The following is a 16,475-nucleotide window of genomic DNA, read 5'->3' as shown; positions in this document are numbered from 1 at the left end:
CAAATAATTTACAAAAAGCAATGGTCAAAATGATGGGGATTCATATGACAAAAGAGATTCTTGCCGTTCCGGGTGTACATCCATCCCCGTTGTACAAAAGAACCTATAAATCCGTTCAAGATATCGATGAAAAATTAACCAAGCTGATTCATAGATGGCGATTTTTCAATGCGGGACCGCCTATGAGAGTTACTGCGTATGATGGAACAGAAATCTGCTATCAAGGTGTAGCATTCAAAGGTTCTCCCGTTGATGTTTTTTGGAGCGGCTTTATCGGCCCTTACATTGAAAATTACTCAGTGAATGTATTAGAGCAGACCTCAGCCTTAGCAATTGAATGCCAATTTTCAATAGATGAACCCATTGAAGAAGCAAAACTCCTGTTACTTGTAATGGTTCGCAGGCTTTACCATGAAATGGCCGAGACAGATAAAATCTTAAGAGGAGATGGATTTTCCTTCCCAGAAAAGAAAGATGTCAGCGGTTACATTGAGAGCATGTCCCAGAAGATTAAAGAATACGCTGAAATAGAAAAACTGAAAAAACCATTTCCAAACCATAACATATTCAATATAGATACTGTAAATAGCAAATATGCGCAATTTGGCACAAGCAATAATATCAACACTCAAGAACTTAGTGAGTTCTTCACAATGATCGCTTCTTCGGGTGAAGATGAAGTTATCACCCTCTCAAAAATACTTTTGAAGAGCATTATGTCAAAAAACTTACTGAGCAAAGAAAAATATGACTTTCTAATATCTATTTTTAAATCCCAGCCATGACTATTATTTATTAAGCATTGATTAAATTAAAAACAGCAACCAAAGGAGTAATCCAATGAATCTTAACTCTATGATCTATCCTGAAGTTTTTACAATTGGAGGGACTGACTACAAAGGACGTAGAAATTCTATAGAAAATAAAGTATTGATACCTTACACAGAAGAGCCACATATAAATATCGGTGATGAAATCACTCAGAAATTGGGAAGTGGAGAAATCTCCTTAAAAATAATTGATATGTCATTTTTGCCTGGAGGCACCCTTAAAAGGGGTACAAAACACCCACACATGCTTAAATTGATGGTTGAAAATTTAACTGCCAATGAGCATAAGCCCAAACCATCCAGCCAAAACACATTCAACATTGGTAGCGTATCAGGCACACAAGTTCAAATCGGTGAACGTAACCATCTTATTGTAAATATAAGTATCACTGAACTTGTTGAAAAGGTGTCTCAATCACAAGATCCTCAAGCAAAATCTTTACTTAAGGATTTATTAAATAATAGCACTGTAGCTAGTCTCGTTGGTGCTGGAGCCTCAGCATTATTAGCTTTGCTTTGAATAAATGGCCTGGCAAAGAACCAGGCCAAATAAATCATTTATCACTCATCCATTTAGGAGGTGTTGGCATTCTTTCTCGAAAAGCCCGCAGATGTTCAATCAAAGCATCAACCTGCTCTCTGTTTGTTGCAAGAATTTCATCTGATAAAGTGCTACGAATAAAATCATGATGGTCTATCCACAACAGACCGCCATTTGATAGAGCCTGACGGTAGTCGGAGGTAGGCATTGAGCTCAGGTCATGAAGCCCAAACTGATCGTAATACTCTTTTATTTCCTGAACCGTAATAGGCATACATTCTCCTCGTTTGTCTAACTTGCCGCATTTAGTGCCGCGTTTAGCAATGCCGCACTTAGCGCCGCACCAGTTTTCTCAAAAAATTACGCAAACCCAGTAATGACGGGGGTTTCAGTGAAATGCCGCACTTAGCGCGTGTATACAGGGACTAAGTGCGGCATTTGGTCATAAAACATACTAAATGCCGCACGTGCCGCACTTACCGCCGCATTTACTCGACTGTTACTGGGTAAAGGTTCTCACCCTCGATGCGAATGATTTGCTCACTCTCCAGCTTGTCCAGCCAGCGCGGGAATGACTTTCTCACTTTGTCTGCACCCAGCGTTGCACGTAGATCGTCTTTAATGACGGAGATAGTGCATGGCTCCCCCTTAGCTGTGCGGCTGCGTACTGCCTGCCATAGTGCATGGTGGTTATCGCTAAGACGGGAGACATTGGCCAGTTCAGGCTCAACCTCTTTAGCCTCTCTCGGCTGATCGTGCACAACCAGAGAGCAAACAAGCTCACCATCTTCATCGGTGTAAAGTTCTGCCGTTCTCAGGTCATACGCTCTACGCTCTGGCTCCTCCGCGTCTTTCATCTTGGTACAGGTCAGAATAAGCGCCTTTCCATCCCCTTCACGCTTAACGTTAAATTCAGTATCAAGCGCAGCGCGGAAAGCACTGGAACCGCGAGCGCCTTTCCCTTCATCCTTGCCGGAGTGGTGAACTACCAGCACCGTTGCACCCGTTTTCTGTTTGATAACGTCACACCCCTCAATAAACGCCCCCATATCACGAGCATCGTTCTCATCATTCCCCCCAAAACAACGGGCCAGCGTATCGATCACCACCATGCGAACCGGCACACCACATTCGACTTCAATCTGCCTGGCAGCAAGAAGAACTTCTGTGACCTCTGACTCACGCACCGGGAACACCGGACGATTGACCAGCCAGAGGTTTTCTGCCTGTATGCCATGCACCTGTTCCCATGCCCGTATACGCCGGGGAACACCTACACCACCCTCGCCAACCACATACAGCACCGCGCCGGGAGTGACCTTCTTCCCCGCCCATGGCAGACCAGCAGCGATATGACAGGCCCACGATACGGCAAGAAAACTCTTATACGAACCGCTTGGGCCGTAAATGCTGCACAGAGACTGAGCTGGAAGGAAGTGTTTAAGGATATAGTCCTGACGGATATCAAAGCCCTCAGAACCGCGAGAGAGAGGCAGCTTTGTCCTGAACTTTGCTCCAGCATCAGGGAAGACGCGGTGAATGCGCTGCAAGTCAGACAGCATGGCATTCATTTCCCCTTCGCCTATCTCTTCCACCAGCACAGAACGCCGCGCGGTAATCATTTGTTTGCGGTCCGTGTCGAGATACCCGGCATCACAAAGCTCCTCATACGGCATTGCTGCTATCTGGTTGAGGCGAGCCACCAGCTTTCCGTAACGGGTAGTGGGGTCCTTATGCTGGTGGAGGGCTTTATCCAAATCGCTGCGACTGTACTGCTTGCCATGCGCCCATAGATATGAACAGGTGAACAAGGCATCAGATACAGTTTCTACAGCTGTCAGTTGTACCGTCATTTTGGTATGCCTCCGCTCATCTGGAATTTGCCGATCAGAGGATGGAACCAGTACGCAGAGCCATATTTGCGCTTAGCACTGCGCAACACCAGCCGCGCCGCTTCCCTGAACTTTTCATCAGGCGCAACGAACCCGCCAGATTTCAGCTTAACCAGCATCACCCCTGTGTTTTTCGCCAGCTCCTCAGCCTTTTTGGTTGAGATACCGTATTCAGCGGCCAGTGTTGCTACTGGCGTCATACCCGGAGGGATTTCTCCTCCCTGACTATCGGTGAGTGACTTAACCTGTGCCTCAAGATGCAAAATCTTTTCAACCAGCAGATCAACGCGGTTAGCCAGCTCGTTGAATTTCACGTTACTGATCATTTGCGTTCCCCTTCAGCTGGAAGGACGAATGACTTATCCAAAGCGTTAGCCAGATCATCAGCTAAGCGCGATGCAATATCCATTAAAGCCATCAGGTGGATGCGCTTCTTTTCATCGTTCGCTATAGCTACAAAAGCTGCACACGAAAGAAGAGCCGAAACCTCTTGAGCAGTGGTCAATAAGTCCTGATCGCTCTTGTAGGTATAAAGGTTATCCATTGATCGCCCCCTTTGAATTCTGCTCTATCATGCTTGCCGCCAGTTGATCCGATACTCGTCTGGCCAGGCTGATTAGGTTTTCACGCTCTACCTGATCAACGTCGCACTCTTCGACAACCATCAACAACGCAGCCAGTTCACAGGCTATTGACGTGCTTTTATTGGTTAATTCACGCATGGCAAACCTCCACAACCCGAAGATCATGAAATGGCAGGCGAGCAGCAAAAATGAGGTTTACCCCCGGCATAGTCTCGCGGGCCTCCTGTTCGCTGGATGCGTTGACGTAGATCACCAATGGTTTGGCGGTAGGGTAGTGCTCAGAAGCGGAGAGAAATCTCCATGTAAATTCCGGGCGAGTTTGGGTAGACTTCTTGAAAGCCATAGCTGTTACCTCAGATAACGGTTTGGTTAGAGGCCCGTTGGTGTTGGTAGCGCCAGCGGGCTTCGTCTTTTCTGTACCCTGATTATCAACCAAGGTGTAAGTAACTTTATTTTTAGGTGGCTTACATGTCAATGCTTTTGTGTAAGACTGATTCTGTGTATATTGTCTTACACCAGCATACGGAGGATTGCAGATGGCTACAGGCCCCAAAAACACGAAGTCACAATCATTAACCGCCCGCATCCCACACGATGTCATAGAGGGAATGGAGTCCGTCAAACGGAACGACGAAAGCAATGCAGCGTTCATCGTAGCCGCCATGCGCGGGGAGATCGCCCGACGCCAAGCAGAAGGAAACGGGGAAAATATCCTTGTTTCTTCCCTCGATACGCTAGCGCAGGTAGAAAAGATTGGAGTCAAAGCCTCCGAAGAGATCGGACAACTTATCAGCGTTGTTCGTGACGAACTCCAGCGCAGGAAGGCCAAGTAAGCAGACAAGGAGTGATACCCGATATCTGGATAACGGTCGAAACTACGGGATTTTCCCGGGGTATGCTGCATTGCAGTACACCCGGCACTCTGTTCCAGTTCTCCCGAAGTTTCGGGAGATTGGGTATGCGCCAATGCCGTACACCCTAAACAGCCCAATTTCTGGGTAGTTTCACGTAACCGCTCCATTGACGCAGTTCCTGTAATCACAGGAGCGCTCAGGCTTTGACCACCAGCTATAGGCCTGGTATGCTGATTCTGTTCTTTGTTTTCGGTACTACACTGGCGGCCCTGCATGGTCGCCTTTGTTTTTTGTGCCATACCTCCCCCTTAAGCTGCTTTGCAGCGGCTTTGCTGCCACTCAGAAACTTCAGAGAGAAGCCAACCCACAGCACGGCCACCCAGTTTACGGCGGGCTGGGAATTGACCTTCTTTTTCCATCATGTAGCGGGTTGTACGGCAGATGCCTGTTAACTGGCGGCACTCGGCTTCGCGGATAACTCTTTCTGCTGGCTGCTGGGGTTGTTTAATGTTGTTCATAAAAAAATGCTCTCGTTCGCTAAGGTTCGAGAGCATTTAAAAACAACGTTAAAATTGATCGGGTGATATCACATTATCTAGTGGTGATATCACCTACCTAAATATTTCTGCCATGTCTGCCGGTGGGTTTCCGGGAGGTCAACACCTTTCCTCGCTGCTGTTGCTTCTATGATGTTTACGATTTTTGATACAGGGGTATTATCGAAATCTACATCAGACATATCATCAATGAGACGTAATAAGCATTTAATTAACTCGCCTTTTTTAGCAACTGTTTTTCCAGACTCATCCATAGACGGGAAAGATGGTTCCTGCTTTATGTCTTCCAATTGCTCAGCCATTACGCAAAGAAATCTCTTTGAAATTCTAAAGTCCTTTTCAAAGAGAACTACAAGTGCTTCTTCTGATGTAATATCTGGCTCAGTAGATATACCTGACACTGAGAAATAGTCGTCTTCATCTGTAAACTCCAGATCTATGCAGTCAATTGGCCCAATATAGAAAAAGCCCTTAACCTTTTCGACGTTATACCCTCTACCAAAATCACCATCTTTATTAATGATGTTAGAAATAGAAATGCGCCAATGCTCATCAACAATATCAGTTGCATTGCCAATATCCTCATGAAAACCAAAAGGAACATTCATAACCATTCGCCCTATATTTTCGTCGGGCACAATATCACAGTAAAAACACAATCTTAGCGATTCAGTCGCTGCATAATGAAAAATATCTCTCGCAGAGCAATGTAATTTTTGCGCAGCAATATCAATCGGATAATATAATCTTTCAGGAAGCTCGTACTTCTTTTCATCGGTTCTTTTCATTATTTCACCGCCATTATAACAACATTATTTTGGCTTTCAGAGAGCAGGTCTAAACGATCCATCCACTTATTCAATGCGTCCAGCTTTTCAGGTAAATACTGACTGCGGTTATAAACGGACATGACACCCCCCAGCGCATGGCCCAGAAGCTGCTCGACAACATGCGGAGCAATTCCCATGTTGTTCAGAGTCGTGGAAAACGTACGGCGTAGATCGTGAAGCGTCCACGGTTCAGAGTGGCCCAGACGCTTATACAACATCCTTCCCCACTGACTGACAGCTTCCGGTTTCTTTATCTCTCCAAGCAAAAGCCCTGTGCTTTGGTGCTGCTCTAAGAGCTGTTTGATAAATGGGCGGATATCTACGGGAATAGGCCGTAGTATTTTCTCACCACCTTTGCTGTGCTCTTTTGGTACCGTCCAAACCCAATCATTTAGATCCCATTCGCTTACGCGAGACAATCTCAATTCCTGAGTTCGGCACCCAAACACCACTAGCAGACGTAAAAGCGCTGAGTAGTAGGGCTTAAATTTCAGTCCGGTACTTTCCCGCCAGATATCGGCAAGCTCCTGTCTGGTATGTTCCCGGTCGCGCTTATTCTGCTTTCTGCCTACATCGTCGATCGTCAGGTCGTCCAGGACGTTGCTCACCGCGTACCGATGAACCCGGCAGAACTTAAGAGCTTGCTTACACATCTGCAAAAGATAGCCAGCAGCTACAGGCGCTTCGTTCCTTACCCTGGCGAAACATTCCAACCAGTGGCGAGTTTCACACATAGAAAGCGGATAAGTGCCTATATAAGGAAAGATATGCTTATTGAGCTGCTCAATGTGCTTTTCAACATTAGCGCGGTTATGGGTGGCATATTCCCTGATCCAGTATTCAAGGACATCCCTGACCGTCACCGGTTTTAACGTTTCCTGAGTGGTAACGCTCAACTGGTGCTTTGGATTCTTTCCTTCTGCGAGCCATGCGCGACACTGCTCTCGTTTCTCACGAGCTGCTTTGAGTGAAAGGTCTGGATAATTACCCAGCTTTATACGCTGAGATGTTGATTCCCGGCCACCTATGCGGAAAGTGAAATACCAGGTCAACACACCCGATCTGGACACCTTCACACTCAGCCCATCGCCATCAGCATAGAAGCTGTCTCCGGGGCTCTCCCTTCCCAGCATTTTACGAAGCGATGTATCGCTTAATTTGTTCGTTCCACCAGCCATTGAAAACCTCAGTTCATATCATTTGGTGCACCAAACTGACTGCACCACTGACTGCACATCTCAATGTTACTCTATGAACAGCAATGAACAAAGGCAAACCAGAAAAACAATTTTATTGTTTTACATCAGTATGATAGATAAACATTAGCAAACATAGCCGAACGGTAAAAAACGTAGGTTTTGAAAATACGGCATGAACTAATTTCGATTAGCTAACTGCTTGTTTAAAAAGGCGCTCTTCGGCATGGGGAAGCGCCTTTTTTATCGTCCGGGCGGGCAACCGTCAACGCTTTGTAAACCTTCCCTTTCCCCACTTTTCAACGCCCGCTTTTCGTGTATATTTCCACCAACTTACAGGCTCTCTTTTCGCGGAATGACACATGATTCGTAAATACTGGTGGCTGGTCGTTTTTGCTGTCTCTGTTTTCATTTTCGATGCGCTGCTGATGCAGTGGATTGAACTGATGAGCACTGAAACCGATAAATGTCGCAATATGAATTCCGTGAACCCGCTTAAACTGGTCAACTGCTCAGAGCTGGACTAACCGCTTCCATCCTGTATAAAACCCTGTTAACACCCAATAAAAACAGGGGATTAAATCACTTTTCGTCATTTCCTGACGATGATAATGTCTGTCCCCTTTCCAACCGCTCTTGCTTAACGTCTCACACGAGTGAACAGACCATGCTGGTTAGCCAATACAACCAAATCCTCGTAGTCATCTCCTTTGTTGTTGCCATTCTTGCCGCCTATACCGCACTGAATATGGCTGCGCGCGTTGCCGGAAGCCAGGGCGTCGCTGCACGCGTCTGGCTGGCAGGTGGCGGTGTTTCGATGGGGATTGGCGTGTGGGCGATGCATTTCATCGGTATGCTGGCGATGGATCTTTCCATGAGCATGAGTTACAACGCGGCCCTGACCGTGCTTTCGATGGTTATCGCCATTAGCTCGTCAATGTTTGCCCTGTGGCTCGTTAGCGGCGAGCAGCTACGTTTGCGCCGGCTGCTGCCTGGCGCCGTCGTGATGGGAACGGGCATTGTTGCCATGCACTACACCGGTATGGCTGCCCTGGAGGTCACACCGGGTATTGTCTGGGATAAAACGTGGGTGGCTATCTCTGTGGTCATAGCCCTTGCCGCTTCACTGGCCGCTCTTTGGCTGACGTTCCGTTTACGTCAGGAAGCCGCACGAATGGCGTTGATGCGGCTGGGGGCGGCGATCACCATGGGCATCGCTATCGCTGGCATGCATTACGCTGGCATGGAAGCAGCACAATTTCCGATGTCGACGATGGTCCACCATCATGGCATTAACGGGAGCTGGCTGGCGATATTGGTTAGCGTGGTCGCGCTCGCTATTCTGGGGATTACGCTGCTGGTGTCGATGTTTGATGCCCGCCTTCAGGCTCGTACCTCGCTGCTGGCCTCATCACTGGCAGAAGCTAATCGTGAACTCGCACAGCTGGCGTTGCATGATACGCTGACGCGATTACCCAATCGTATTCTGCTTGAGGATCGCCTCGATCAGGCCATCAGCAAGGCCGATCGCGAAGGAAGCCCTTTCGCGCTGATGTTTATGGATCTCGACGGCTTTAAAACCGTCAACGATGCCTATGGTCATGATGTCGGTGACAAGCTTCTGGTAGCGGTGACTCAGCGTTTGCTGTTGCAGTTGAAAGGTCAGTACACGCTGGCGCGTATCGGTGGGGATGAATTCGTGCTGCTGGCCGAAACCGCCACCCCGGATGATGCTGCCTCACTGGCAAATTCACTGGTGCGCGTCATTGATAGCCCGTTCCATCTCGATCCTTACGAACTGATGGTCACCCTGAGCATTGGCATTGCGCTCTATCCACACGATGGCAAAACCGATCGTGAACTAATGTTTAACGCTGATGCTGCGATGTACCACACGAAACATATGGGTCGCAACGGCTATCACTTCTTCCAGCCGTCAATGAATACGCTGGCGCAGACGCATCTACAGCTGATGAATGATCTGTGGCAGGCCATCGACCGTGATGAGTTACGCCTGCTTTATCAACCTAAATTCCACGCCCCTGCCGGGCCGGTCATCGGGTTCGAAGCGCTGTTACGCTGGCAGCATCCCAAACAGGGATTACTCTCCCCCGACCTGTTTCTACCGCTGGCAGAGAAAACAGGGCTGATTATTCCGATTGGAAACTGGGTAATCGACGAGGCCTGCCGCCAGCTGCGTGAATGGCATCTTCAGGGCCACACGGACTGGTCAATGGCGGTGAATCTTTCTACGTTGCAGTTCGAACAGCCGTCGCTGGTTAAAACGGTTCTCGATTGTCTGACGCGCCATAGCGTGCCGCCCGGCATGTTGATCCTGGAGGTGACTGAAACCACGGCAATGAGCAATCCGGACGAAAGCGTACGCGTCCTGACAGCGCTGACGGATGCGGGAGTAAAAGCCTCAATAGACGATTTTGGTACAGGTTACTCAAGCTTTCTCTATCTTAAGCGGCTTCCCGCCTGCGAGTTGAAAATCGATCGCGCTTTTGTGAAAGAGTTAAGTGGAGAGAGCGAAGATGCGACAATTGTCTCGGCGATTGTCGCCCTGGCAAAAACGCTGAATCTGAAGGTCGTGGCGGAAGGGGTCGAAACCGCAGCGCAGCAGACCTTCCTGACAGAACTGGGATGCAATACGCTACAGGGTTATCTGCTGGGCAAACCAATTACCGCGCAAGCTATTATGGAACAGTGCCAGCACGGGGAGATGTCGCCACCCCGGGCGCAGTCATAAGGCTGTATCGTAAACCACTGGCGCCACTCGGGTGATATTTAGTGTCGCCAGAATATTATCCACCAGCGCCGGCGCTTGTTTGTACAGATTAAAACTGGTGTTATCCATTAACCAGTTTTTAATGACTCCGCTAAAAAAGGCATGGAAAACAATCAGCGCCAGTTCAATATTAGTTTGCGAAGAGATAATGTTATGAGCAATGCATCGCTTAAGCGTCTTGCGAAGATAATCATCGTTTAAACCGATCCGCTTGCGTATTTCACATTCTGAAATCACATCGTCATGAAATTCACACTTATGATACAGAATTTGTAAAAGCGCATACTGTCGGGGTTCGCTCGCAATATATTGCAGCGCAACAATAAATTATTCACGAAGCATTAACAAAGGGTCGTCATTTTCGGAAAGCATTAGCCTGTCACGAATGATTTCACGCAGCGGCAATTGCTGTTCCCATATTGCGTTAAATATTTCCGCTTTATTCGAGAAATGCCAGTAAACCGCCCCGCGAGTGAGTTGAGCTGCATCGGCAATGTCGGTAAGCGTGGTGCTGGCCACACCACGCGTCGCGAATAGCCTGATAGCGGCTTCAATCAGCTGCTGGCGGGTCTTTTGAGCCTCTTCTTTCTTTTTGCGCGCCATTACCTGCTACTCGTTACTTACAAGATTGATACGTTATCAAAGGATATTGCCGTGGTCGTGTCAGACAAAGTATTAACCAAAATCCGTGTTAGTTTTGCACAAAAAAAGTCAATTCGTTTAATTTATAAACCTCGTGAATAAATTGAATATATTAAATACATAAAACATATGTATAGCTTTCACCAAAAAGCATTTCGTTGATTATCCTGACAGAAATAGAGTGTCGAATGCACTGGGTCAGATTCCGATTTTTACTTTTTAAAAGCTCCATCAGCACTTATAAATTAAAAAACATTAAATACCCTCATTATTATACGCAGCTACATTTCTTTTTTTGCCTCACACCCTTTCACCGATTCATGACAAATATCGGTTCAGGGGTAGTTTAAGGAACAGTAATGACGAATCACTTCAGATGCTTACCCTTATCCGGTTTCATTGTCTGTGCCGCGCTGCTTACCGGGTGCGATGGGCAAGAAAACCCACAGCAGCATGCGCAAGCTCCTCAGGTCAGTGTTCATATTGTTAAAAGCGCGCCACTGGCCGTAAAGACAGAATTGCCTGGCAGAACTGACGCGTATCGTGTTGCGGAGGTTCGTCCCCAGGTAAGTGGTATCATTCTGCACCGTAATTTTACCGAAGGCAGCGACGTCAAAGCGGGTGAATCCCTTTATCAGATCGATCCGGCCACGTATCAGGCAGCCTACGACAATGCGAAAGGTGAACTGGTAAAAGCACAGGCGGCGGCCAATATCGCTCATCTGACGGTGAAACGTTACGTTCCGCTGGTCGGTACGCAATATGTGAGCAAGCAGGAGTACGATCAGGCGGTGGCAACCGCCCAGCAGGCGGATGCGAGCGTCGTTGCCGCGAAGGCTGGCGTTGAAAGCGCGCGGATCAACCTGGCTTATACCAAAGTCACATCCCCAATCAACGGGCGTATAGGTAAATCCAGCGTCACCGAAGGGGCGTTGGTTACTAATGGTCAGTCGACTGCACTGGCGACGGTTCAGCAGCTCGATCCCATTTATGTCGATGTGACGCAATCCAGCAGCGATTTTATGCGTCTGAAGCAGCAGACGAGCCTGCAAAAGGGAGACACCAGCAGCGTCGAGTTGCTGATGGAAAATGGCCAGCCTTATCCACTGAAAGGAACGCTCCAGTTCTCTGATGTCACGGTAGATGAAAGTACCGGCTCAATCACCCTTCGCGCCCTCTTCCCTAACCCTCAGCATATGCTGTTACCGGGTATGTTTGTCCGTGCACGCATTGACGAAGGTACACAGCCTGATGCCATTCTTGTTCCCCAGCAGGGGGTAACCCGTACACCGCGCGGGGATGCCACTGTGCTTGTGGTAAACGATAAAAACCAGGTGGAATTGCGCACTGTCGTTGCACCGCAGGCGATTGGCGATCGCTGGCTGATCACGGAAGGCCTGAAAAACGGCGACCGCGTCATTATCAGCGGCCTGCAAAAAGTTCGCCCTGGCGTTACCGTCGTGGCTATTCCTGATACCGCCGCGACTCCAGCCAGTTAAGGAATAACGACATGGCTAATTTCTTTATTCAACGGCCTGTTTTCGCCTGGGTGCTCGCCATCATTCTGATGATTGCGGGCGGGCTGGCCATTTTAAAACTGCCGGTGGCGCAATATCCGACCATTGCGCCGCCAGCGGTGGCGGTGACAGCAACCTACCCTGGCGCTGATGCCCAGACGGTACAGGACACCGTAACTCAGGTTATCGAACAGAACATGAACGGTATCGATAATTTGATGTACATGTCGTCCACCAGTGATTCCGCCGGTAACGTCACCATTACGCTGACGTTCGAGTCGGGTACGGATCCTGATATCGCGCAGGTGCAGGTTCAGAACAAACTCCAGCTCGCCATGCCGCTGCTGCCGCAAGAAGTGCAGCAGCAGGGGATTGGCGTGGAGAAATCCAGCAGCAGCTTCCTGCTGGTTGCAGGCTTTGTGTCGGACAATAAAAATCTCACGCAGGATGATATCTCCGACTATGTCGCTTCTAACGTAAAAGATGCGATCAGCCGTACTTCCGGCGTCGGTGACGTGCAACTGTTCGGTGCCCAGTATGCAATGCGCATCTGGCTGGACAGCAACGCGATGAACAAATATCAGCTCACGCCGCTGGATATCATTAACCAGCTGAAAACACAGAACGACCAGATTGCTGCGGGCCAGTTGGGAGGAACGCCGTCCGTACCAGGGCAGCAACTGAACGCCTCAATTATTGCTCAAACACGCTTGAAATCGCCGGAGGAGTTTGGTCGTGTGACGCTGAAGGTGAACCAGGACGGTTCAATGGTCCACCTGAAAGATGTGGCACGCATTGAGCTGGGTGGCGAAAACTACAACATGGTCACCAAAATCAATGGCCAGGCAGCAACGGGGCTGGGGATCAAGCTGGCGACTGGCGCAAACGCGCTGGATACCGCTGCCGCCATCAAGAGTAAACTGGCGCAGTTGCAGCCCTTCTTCCCTCAGGGTCTGAAAGTCGTGTATCCGTACGACACCACACCTTTCGTGAAGATCTCCATCCATGAAGTGGTGAAGACGCTGTTTGAAGCGATTGTTCTCGTGTTCCTGGTGATGTACCTGTTCCTGCAAAACCTGCGGGCAACGCTTATTCCCACTATCGCCGTTCCCGTGGTGTTACTGGGCACCTTTGCGGTACTGGCTGCGTTCGGGTTCTCCATTAACACCCTGACGATGTTCGGGATGGTATTGGCGATAGGTCTTCTCGTCGATGACGCCATCGTGGTAGTCGAGAACGTAGAACGCGTCATGGTTGAGGACAAGCTGCCGCCAAAAGAGGCGACGCAGAAGTCAATGGAGCAAATCCAGGGCGCTCTGGTGGGCATTGCCATGGTGCTTTCGGCGGTATTTATTCCGATGGCATTCTTTGGTGGTTCAACCGGGGCTATCTATCGCCAGTTCTCGCTGACCATTGTCTCCGCGATGGCCTTGTCGGTACTGGTGGCGTTGATATTAACGCCTGCTCTTTGTGCAACGCTGCTCAAACCGGTTTCCAGCGAACATCATGAAAAGAAAGGTGGTTTCTTCGGCTGGTTTAACGCGCTCTTTGATAAGAGTGTGGAGCACTACAGCAACAGCGTGAGCGGCATTTTATGTAAGACCGGCCGCTATCTGCTGGTTTACGTCATCATCGTCGGCGGCATGGCAGTTCTGTTCCTGCGCCTGCCTTCCTCCTTCCTGCCGGAAGAGGATCAGGGTGTGTTTATGACGATGGTTCAGTTGCCGGCAGGGGCGACGCAGATGCGTACCCAGCAGGTACTCGATCAGGTTCAGGATTATTACCTGACGAAAGAGAAAGCGAACGTTGAATCGGTCTTTACCGTAAACGGGTTTAGTTTTAGCGGACAGGGTCAGAACTCCGGTATCGCTTTCGTCAGCCTGAAGCCATGGGAAGAGCGTCCGGGCAAGGAAAACGGCGTTGAGGCGATTGTCAGCCGCGCGACGAAAGCGTTCAGCCAGATCAAAGACGGCCTTGTATTTCCGTTTAACCTGCCTGCCATTATTGAACTGGGTACCGCAACAGGCTTTGACTTTGAACTGATAGACCAGGCAAACCTGGGACATACGCAGTTAACGCAGGCGCGTAACCAGCTGCTGGGCATGGTGAGAGAACATCCTGACTTACTGGTCCGCGTGCGTCCTAACGGACTGGAAGATACGCCACAGTTCAAGCTGGACGTCGATCAGGAGAAGGCACAGGCGCTGGGTGTGAGCGTGTCTGACGTCAATCAGACTATTTCAACAGCCCTGGGTGGCACCTATGTGAACGACTTTATCGATCACGGACGGGTGAAAAAAGTTTATGTCCAGGCTGATGCTCGCTTCCGTATGCTACCCGGAGACATTAACGGCCTGTATGTGCGTAGCGCTAACGGCGAAATGGTGCCTTTCTCTGCCTTTAGCAGCTCTCACTGGGTGTACGGTTCACCGCGTCTGGAACGTTACAATGGGATGCCATCAATGGAGATCCTCGGTGAGTCTGCTCCAGGCAAAAGTACCGGTGAGGCAATGGCGCTGATGGAAAACCTTGCGTCAAAACTGCCGTCCGGCATCGGCTACGAATGGACGGGGATGTCTTATCAGGAACGACTTTCCGGGAATCAGGCTCCGGCGCTGTACGCCATTTCACTTATTGTGGTGTTCCTGTGTCTGGCGGCTCTCTATGAAAGCTGGTCAATTCCATTCTCGGTCATGCTGGTTGTGCCTCTGGGGGTGATCGGTGCGCTTCTGGCTGCATCAATGCGAGGGCTGAACAATGACGTTTACTTCCAGGTTGGTCTGCTTACAACAATTGGTTTATCAGCCAAGAACGCCATACTGATCGTTGAGTTCGCCAAAGATCTCATGGATAAAGAAGGCAAAGGGATTATCGAAGCCACGCTTGAAGCCTCGCGTATGCGTCTGCGTCCTATCCTGATGACTTCCCTGGCATTCATCCTTGGTGTTATGCCTCTGGTCATCAGCAGCGGTGCAGGTAGTGGTGCACAAAATGCGGTCGGGACGGGCGTGATGGGCGGGATGCTCTCAGCCACCCTGTTGGCCATATTCTTTGTTCCTGTTTTCTTTGTGGTTGTCCGGAGACGATTTACAAAGCACAAGGATTAATGAAAATCATAAAGGCACCTCTGGTGCCTTTTTTATTTCCTGAAAACAATGTAAAAACACATCCCCTCTTCACATATCCTCCATTAATAATTACTGCCCGCGCTTTTTTCTTCATAATTTTTACAATCCACACAAATTGAGATTATTCCACGTGCTGCATGGTATTAGTGCGGTGGTAAAATAATCATCGATTCGTTAATTGCCGCATCGGCTCTTTAGCGAATAGGCGATCATATTGAGGTAACATCATGAAAAGATTCCTTTCCGTTGCACTTCTCGCTGCGCTGCTTGCTGGTTGCGCGCACGATTCCCCATGTGTACCGGTATACGACGATCAGGGGCGACTGGTTCACACCAATACCTGTATGAAGGGCACTACCCAGGATAACTGGGAAACAGCAGGTGCGATTGCTGGTGGCGCCGCGGCAATCGCTGGCCTGACACTCGGTATTGTCGCCCTCACTAAATAAGGCTTCTAAAAGCGCGGCGATGGCCGCGCTTTTATTTTTGCCTGATATAAGAAACGTATATTCCCCATCGCAAATAACATCAGATATTAATTAAATTCAATACGCTACCTTACTCCTCGCTATATCCCTTACCTGTACAGCATTTGGCATAACATTTAATTCATTTAACACTACTGCGAGCCAGCAGAATGCATTTCACAACTACAGTTTCAGTACGGTAAAGCGCTACGTCCGTAGGGTATTAACGGCACCAGTGAGAACATCGAATGAGGGAATTGGTTTAGCTAGAGATATAACGCAAAAAGGCCATCCTTTCGGATGGCCTTTCTACTTGTTTGATGTCTGGCAGTTCCCTACTCTCACATGGGGAGACCCCACACTACCATCGGCGCTACGGCGTTTCACTTCTGAGTTCGGCATGGGGTCAGGTGGGACCACCGCGCTAAAGCCGCCAGACAAATTCTTTTACTTCTTGCCGAACTTTAACCTAAGTATAAAGTGGTGCTGATACCCAGAGTCGAACTGGGGACCTCACCCTTACCAAGGGTGCGCTCTACCAACTGAGCCATATCAGCACGCTAAATTTGATGCCTGGCAGTTCCCTACTCTCACATGGGGAGACCCCACACTACCATCGGCGCTACGGCGTTTCACTTCTGAGTTC

At 49.0% G+C, this 16,475-nt stretch carries 17 protein-coding genes, 1 tRNA gene, 2 rRNA genes and 1 pseudogene; 8 read left to right on the top strand and 13 right to left on the bottom strand.

Going from position 1 to position 16,475, the window contains the following annotated elements; translation table 11 throughout:
• Positions 1–44 precede the first annotated feature (44 nt).
• Positions 45–785 carry a hypothetical protein gene (locus ACOTYB_RS18435; protein ID WP_023304522.1) on the top strand — a complete coding sequence of 247 codons (741 nt, stop codon included), beginning with the start codon at positions 45–47 and terminating at the stop codon, positions 783–785.
• A gap of 55 nt (positions 786–840) precedes the next feature.
• On the top strand, positions 841–1,350 hold the full coding sequence (locus ACOTYB_RS18430) for a hypothetical protein (RefSeq protein WP_023304523.1): 510 nt from the start codon (positions 841–843) through the stop codon (positions 1,348–1,350).
• 34 nt (positions 1,351–1,384) lie between these two features.
• Here ACOTYB_RS18430 and ACOTYB_RS18425 read toward each other — a convergent pair whose 3' ends face one another.
• From ACOTYB_RS18425 to ACOTYB_RS18400, 6 genes are all read right to left on the bottom strand, one after another.
• Positions 1,385–1,645: a hypothetical protein gene (locus ACOTYB_RS18425; RefSeq protein ID WP_023304524.1), complete on the bottom strand. Its 261-nt coding sequence runs from the start codon at positions 1,643–1,645 to the stop codon at positions 1,385–1,387.
• 214 nt (positions 1,646–1,859) lie between these two features.
• The gene (locus tag ACOTYB_RS18420) at positions 1,860–3,224 is read right to left on the bottom strand and encodes a helicase RepA family protein (RefSeq protein ID WP_421765860.1); all 1,365 of its coding nucleotides are present in this window, start codon (positions 3,222–3,224) and stop codon (positions 1,860–1,862) included.
• Positions 3,221–3,589, bottom strand: a complete 369-nt coding sequence (locus ACOTYB_RS18415; protein ID WP_014072026.1) for a hypothetical protein — start codon at positions 3,587–3,589, stop codon at positions 3,221–3,223. The genes ACOTYB_RS18420 and ACOTYB_RS18415 overlap by 4 nt, the downstream gene beginning before the upstream one ends.
• Positions 3,586–3,807: a hypothetical protein gene (locus ACOTYB_RS18410; protein WP_006178882.1), complete on the bottom strand. Its 222-nt coding sequence runs from the start codon at positions 3,805–3,807 to the stop codon at positions 3,586–3,588. The genes ACOTYB_RS18415 and ACOTYB_RS18410 overlap by 4 nt, the downstream gene beginning before the upstream one ends.
• The gene (locus ACOTYB_RS18405; protein ID WP_248260469.1) at positions 3,800–3,985 is read right to left on the bottom strand and encodes a hypothetical protein; all 186 of its coding nucleotides are present in this window, start codon (positions 3,983–3,985) and stop codon (positions 3,800–3,802) included. Before ACOTYB_RS18405 ends, ACOTYB_RS18410 begins: the two co-directional genes overlap by 8 nt.
• Positions 3,978–4,190, bottom strand: coding sequence for a host cell division inhibitor Icd-like protein (locus tag ACOTYB_RS18400; protein ID WP_047344599.1), 213 nt, complete (start codon positions 4,188–4,190; stop codon positions 3,978–3,980). The genes ACOTYB_RS18405 and ACOTYB_RS18400 overlap by 8 nt, the downstream gene beginning before the upstream one ends.
• 193 nt (positions 4,191–4,383) lie before the next feature.
• Between ACOTYB_RS18400 and ACOTYB_RS18395 the strand changes: the two genes are divergently transcribed.
• Positions 4,384–4,680 carry a YlcI/YnfO family protein gene (locus ACOTYB_RS18395; protein WP_014072029.1) on the top strand — a complete coding sequence of 99 codons (297 nt, stop codon included), beginning with the start codon at positions 4,384–4,386 and terminating at the stop codon, positions 4,678–4,680.
• A gap of 329 nt (positions 4,681–5,009) precedes the next feature.
• On the opposite strand, the gene ACOTYB_RS18390 is transcribed toward ACOTYB_RS18395, so the two are convergent.
• The 3 genes from ACOTYB_RS18390 to ACOTYB_RS18380 all read right to left on the bottom strand — a co-directional run bounded on the left by ACOTYB_RS18390 (position 5,010) and on the right by ACOTYB_RS18380 (position 7,266).
• The gene (locus ACOTYB_RS18390; RefSeq protein ID WP_047959570.1) at positions 5,010–5,219 is read right to left on the bottom strand and encodes a helix-turn-helix transcriptional regulator; all 210 of its coding nucleotides are present in this window, start codon (positions 5,217–5,219) and stop codon (positions 5,010–5,012) included.
• 89 nt (positions 5,220–5,308) lie between these two features.
• Positions 5,309–6,046 carry a hypothetical protein gene (locus tag ACOTYB_RS18385; protein ID WP_045327405.1) on the bottom strand — a complete coding sequence of 246 codons (738 nt, stop codon included), beginning with the start codon at positions 6,044–6,046 and terminating at the stop codon, positions 5,309–5,311.
• Positions 6,046–7,266, bottom strand: coding sequence for a tyrosine-type recombinase/integrase (locus ACOTYB_RS18380; RefSeq protein ID WP_063162759.1), 1,221 nt, complete (start codon positions 7,264–7,266; stop codon positions 6,046–6,048). The genes ACOTYB_RS18385 and ACOTYB_RS18380 overlap by 1 nt, the downstream gene beginning before the upstream one ends.
• Before the next feature lie 380 nt (positions 7,267–7,646).
• Here ACOTYB_RS18380 and ACOTYB_RS18375 point away from each other — a divergent pair, with 380 nt between their 5' ends.
• Positions 7,647–7,811: a DUF2556 family protein gene (locus ACOTYB_RS18375; RefSeq protein WP_003860373.1), complete on the top strand. Its 165-nt coding sequence runs from the start codon at positions 7,647–7,649 to the stop codon at positions 7,809–7,811.
• A gap of 140 nt (positions 7,812–7,951) precedes the next feature.
• Positions 7,952–10,036, top strand: coding sequence for a putative bifunctional diguanylate cyclase/phosphodiesterase (locus ACOTYB_RS18370; protein ID WP_045343322.1), 2,085 nt, complete (start codon positions 7,952–7,954; stop codon positions 10,034–10,036).
• Here ACOTYB_RS18370 and envR read toward each other — a convergent pair.
• A pseudogene (gene envR / locus ACOTYB_RS18365) lies at positions 10,031–10,678 on the bottom strand (acrEF/envCD operon transcriptional regulator). The gene ACOTYB_RS18370 and the pseudogene envR sit on opposite strands and share 6 nt — an antisense overlap.
• Before the next feature lie 398 nt (positions 10,679–11,076).
• Here envR and ACOTYB_RS18360 point away from each other — a divergent pair.
• From ACOTYB_RS18360 to ACOTYB_RS18350, 3 genes are all read left to right on the top strand, one after another.
• Complete coding sequence (locus tag ACOTYB_RS18360; RefSeq protein ID WP_045343325.1) at positions 11,077–12,216, top strand: efflux RND transporter periplasmic adaptor subunit; 1,140 nt, start codon at positions 11,077–11,079, stop codon at positions 12,214–12,216.
• An 11-nt stretch (positions 12,217–12,227) separates the two neighbouring features.
• The gene (locus ACOTYB_RS18355) at positions 12,228–15,341 is read left to right on the top strand and encodes an efflux RND transporter permease subunit (protein WP_220317089.1); all 3,114 of its coding nucleotides are present in this window, start codon (positions 12,228–12,230) and stop codon (positions 15,339–15,341) included.
• Positions 15,342–15,589: 248 nt separating this feature from the next.
• The gene (locus tag ACOTYB_RS18350; RefSeq protein WP_003860364.1) at positions 15,590–15,811 is read left to right on the top strand and encodes a lipoprotein; all 222 of its coding nucleotides are present in this window, start codon (positions 15,590–15,592) and stop codon (positions 15,809–15,811) included.
• Positions 15,812–16,151: 340 nt separating this feature from the next.
• Here ACOTYB_RS18350 and rrf (ACOTYB_RS18345) read toward each other — a convergent pair.
• The 3 genes from rrf (ACOTYB_RS18345) to rrf (ACOTYB_RS18335) all read right to left on the bottom strand — a co-directional run.
• Positions 16,152–16,267: ribosomal RNA gene (gene rrf, locus ACOTYB_RS18345) — 5S ribosomal RNA — on the bottom strand.
• Between the two features lie 43 nt (positions 16,268–16,310).
• Positions 16,311–16,386 (bottom strand) — tRNA-Thr (locus ACOTYB_RS18340).
• A 14-nt stretch (positions 16,387–16,400) separates the two neighbouring features.
• Positions 16,401–16,475 (bottom strand): 5S ribosomal RNA (rrf, locus tag ACOTYB_RS18335); the annotation flags it as partial.

This window comes from Enterobacter cloacae complex sp. IR5450 (genome assembly GCF_049238665.1).
Lineage (GTDB): Bacteria > Pseudomonadota > Gammaproteobacteria > Enterobacterales > Enterobacteriaceae > Enterobacter > Enterobacter hormaechei_C.
Note: the sequence above shows the minus strand (reverse complement) of the source record. Positions and strands in the feature narration are given on the sequence as shown.

Bases quoted from the DNA above. Each gene is read 5' to 3' on its own strand.
- ACOTYB_RS18415 (WP_014072026.1), bottom strand. From the start codon at position 3,589: ATGATCAGTAACGTGAAATTCAACGAGCTGGCTAACCGCGTTGATCTG.
- ACOTYB_RS18390 (WP_047959570.1), bottom strand. From the start codon at position 5,219: ATGAACAACATTAAACAACCCCAGCAGCCAGCAGAAAGAGTTATCCGC.
- ACOTYB_RS18385 (WP_045327405.1), bottom strand. From the start codon at position 6,046: ATGAAAAGAACCGATGAAAAGAAGTACGAGCTTCCTGAAAGATTATAT.
- ACOTYB_RS18410 (WP_006178882.1), bottom strand. From the start codon at position 3,807: ATGGATAACCTTTATACCTACAAGAGCGATCAGGACTTATTGACCACT.
- ACOTYB_RS18370 (WP_045343322.1), top strand. From the start codon at position 7,952: ATGCTGGTTAGCCAATACAACCAAATCCTCGTAGTCATCTCCTTTGTT.
- ACOTYB_RS18395 (WP_014072029.1), top strand. From the start codon at position 4,384: ATGGCTACAGGCCCCAAAAACACGAAGTCACAATCATTAACCGCCCGC.
- ACOTYB_RS18400 (WP_047344599.1), bottom strand. From the start codon at position 4,190: ATGGCTTTCAAGAAGTCTACCCAAACTCGCCCGGAATTTACATGGAGA.
- ACOTYB_RS18350 (WP_003860364.1), top strand. From the start codon at position 15,590: ATGAAAAGATTCCTTTCCGTTGCACTTCTCGCTGCGCTGCTTGCTGGT.
- ACOTYB_RS18355 (WP_220317089.1), top strand. From the start codon at position 12,228: ATGGCTAATTTCTTTATTCAACGGCCTGTTTTCGCCTGGGTGCTCGCC.
- ACOTYB_RS18435 (WP_023304522.1), top strand. From the start codon at position 45: ATGACAAAAGAGATTCTTGCCGTTCCGGGTGTACATCCATCCCCGTTG.
- ACOTYB_RS18380 (WP_063162759.1), bottom strand. From the start codon at position 7,266: ATGGCTGGTGGAACGAACAAATTAAGCGATACATCGCTTCGTAAAATG.
- ACOTYB_RS18375 (WP_003860373.1), top strand. From the start codon at position 7,647: ATGATTCGTAAATACTGGTGGCTGGTCGTTTTTGCTGTCTCTGTTTTC.
- ACOTYB_RS18360 (WP_045343325.1), top strand. From the start codon at position 11,077: ATGACGAATCACTTCAGATGCTTACCCTTATCCGGTTTCATTGTCTGT.
- ACOTYB_RS18420 (WP_421765860.1), bottom strand. From the start codon at position 3,224: ATGACGGTACAACTGACAGCTGTAGAAACTGTATCTGATGCCTTGTTC.
- ACOTYB_RS18430 (WP_023304523.1), top strand. From the start codon at position 841: ATGAATCTTAACTCTATGATCTATCCTGAAGTTTTTACAATTGGAGGG.
- ACOTYB_RS18425 (WP_023304524.1), bottom strand. From the start codon at position 1,645: ATGCCTATTACGGTTCAGGAAATAAAAGAGTATTACGATCAGTTTGGG.
- ACOTYB_RS18405 (WP_248260469.1), bottom strand. From the start codon at position 3,985: ATGCGTGAATTAACCAATAAAAGCACGTCAATAGCCTGTGAACTGGCT.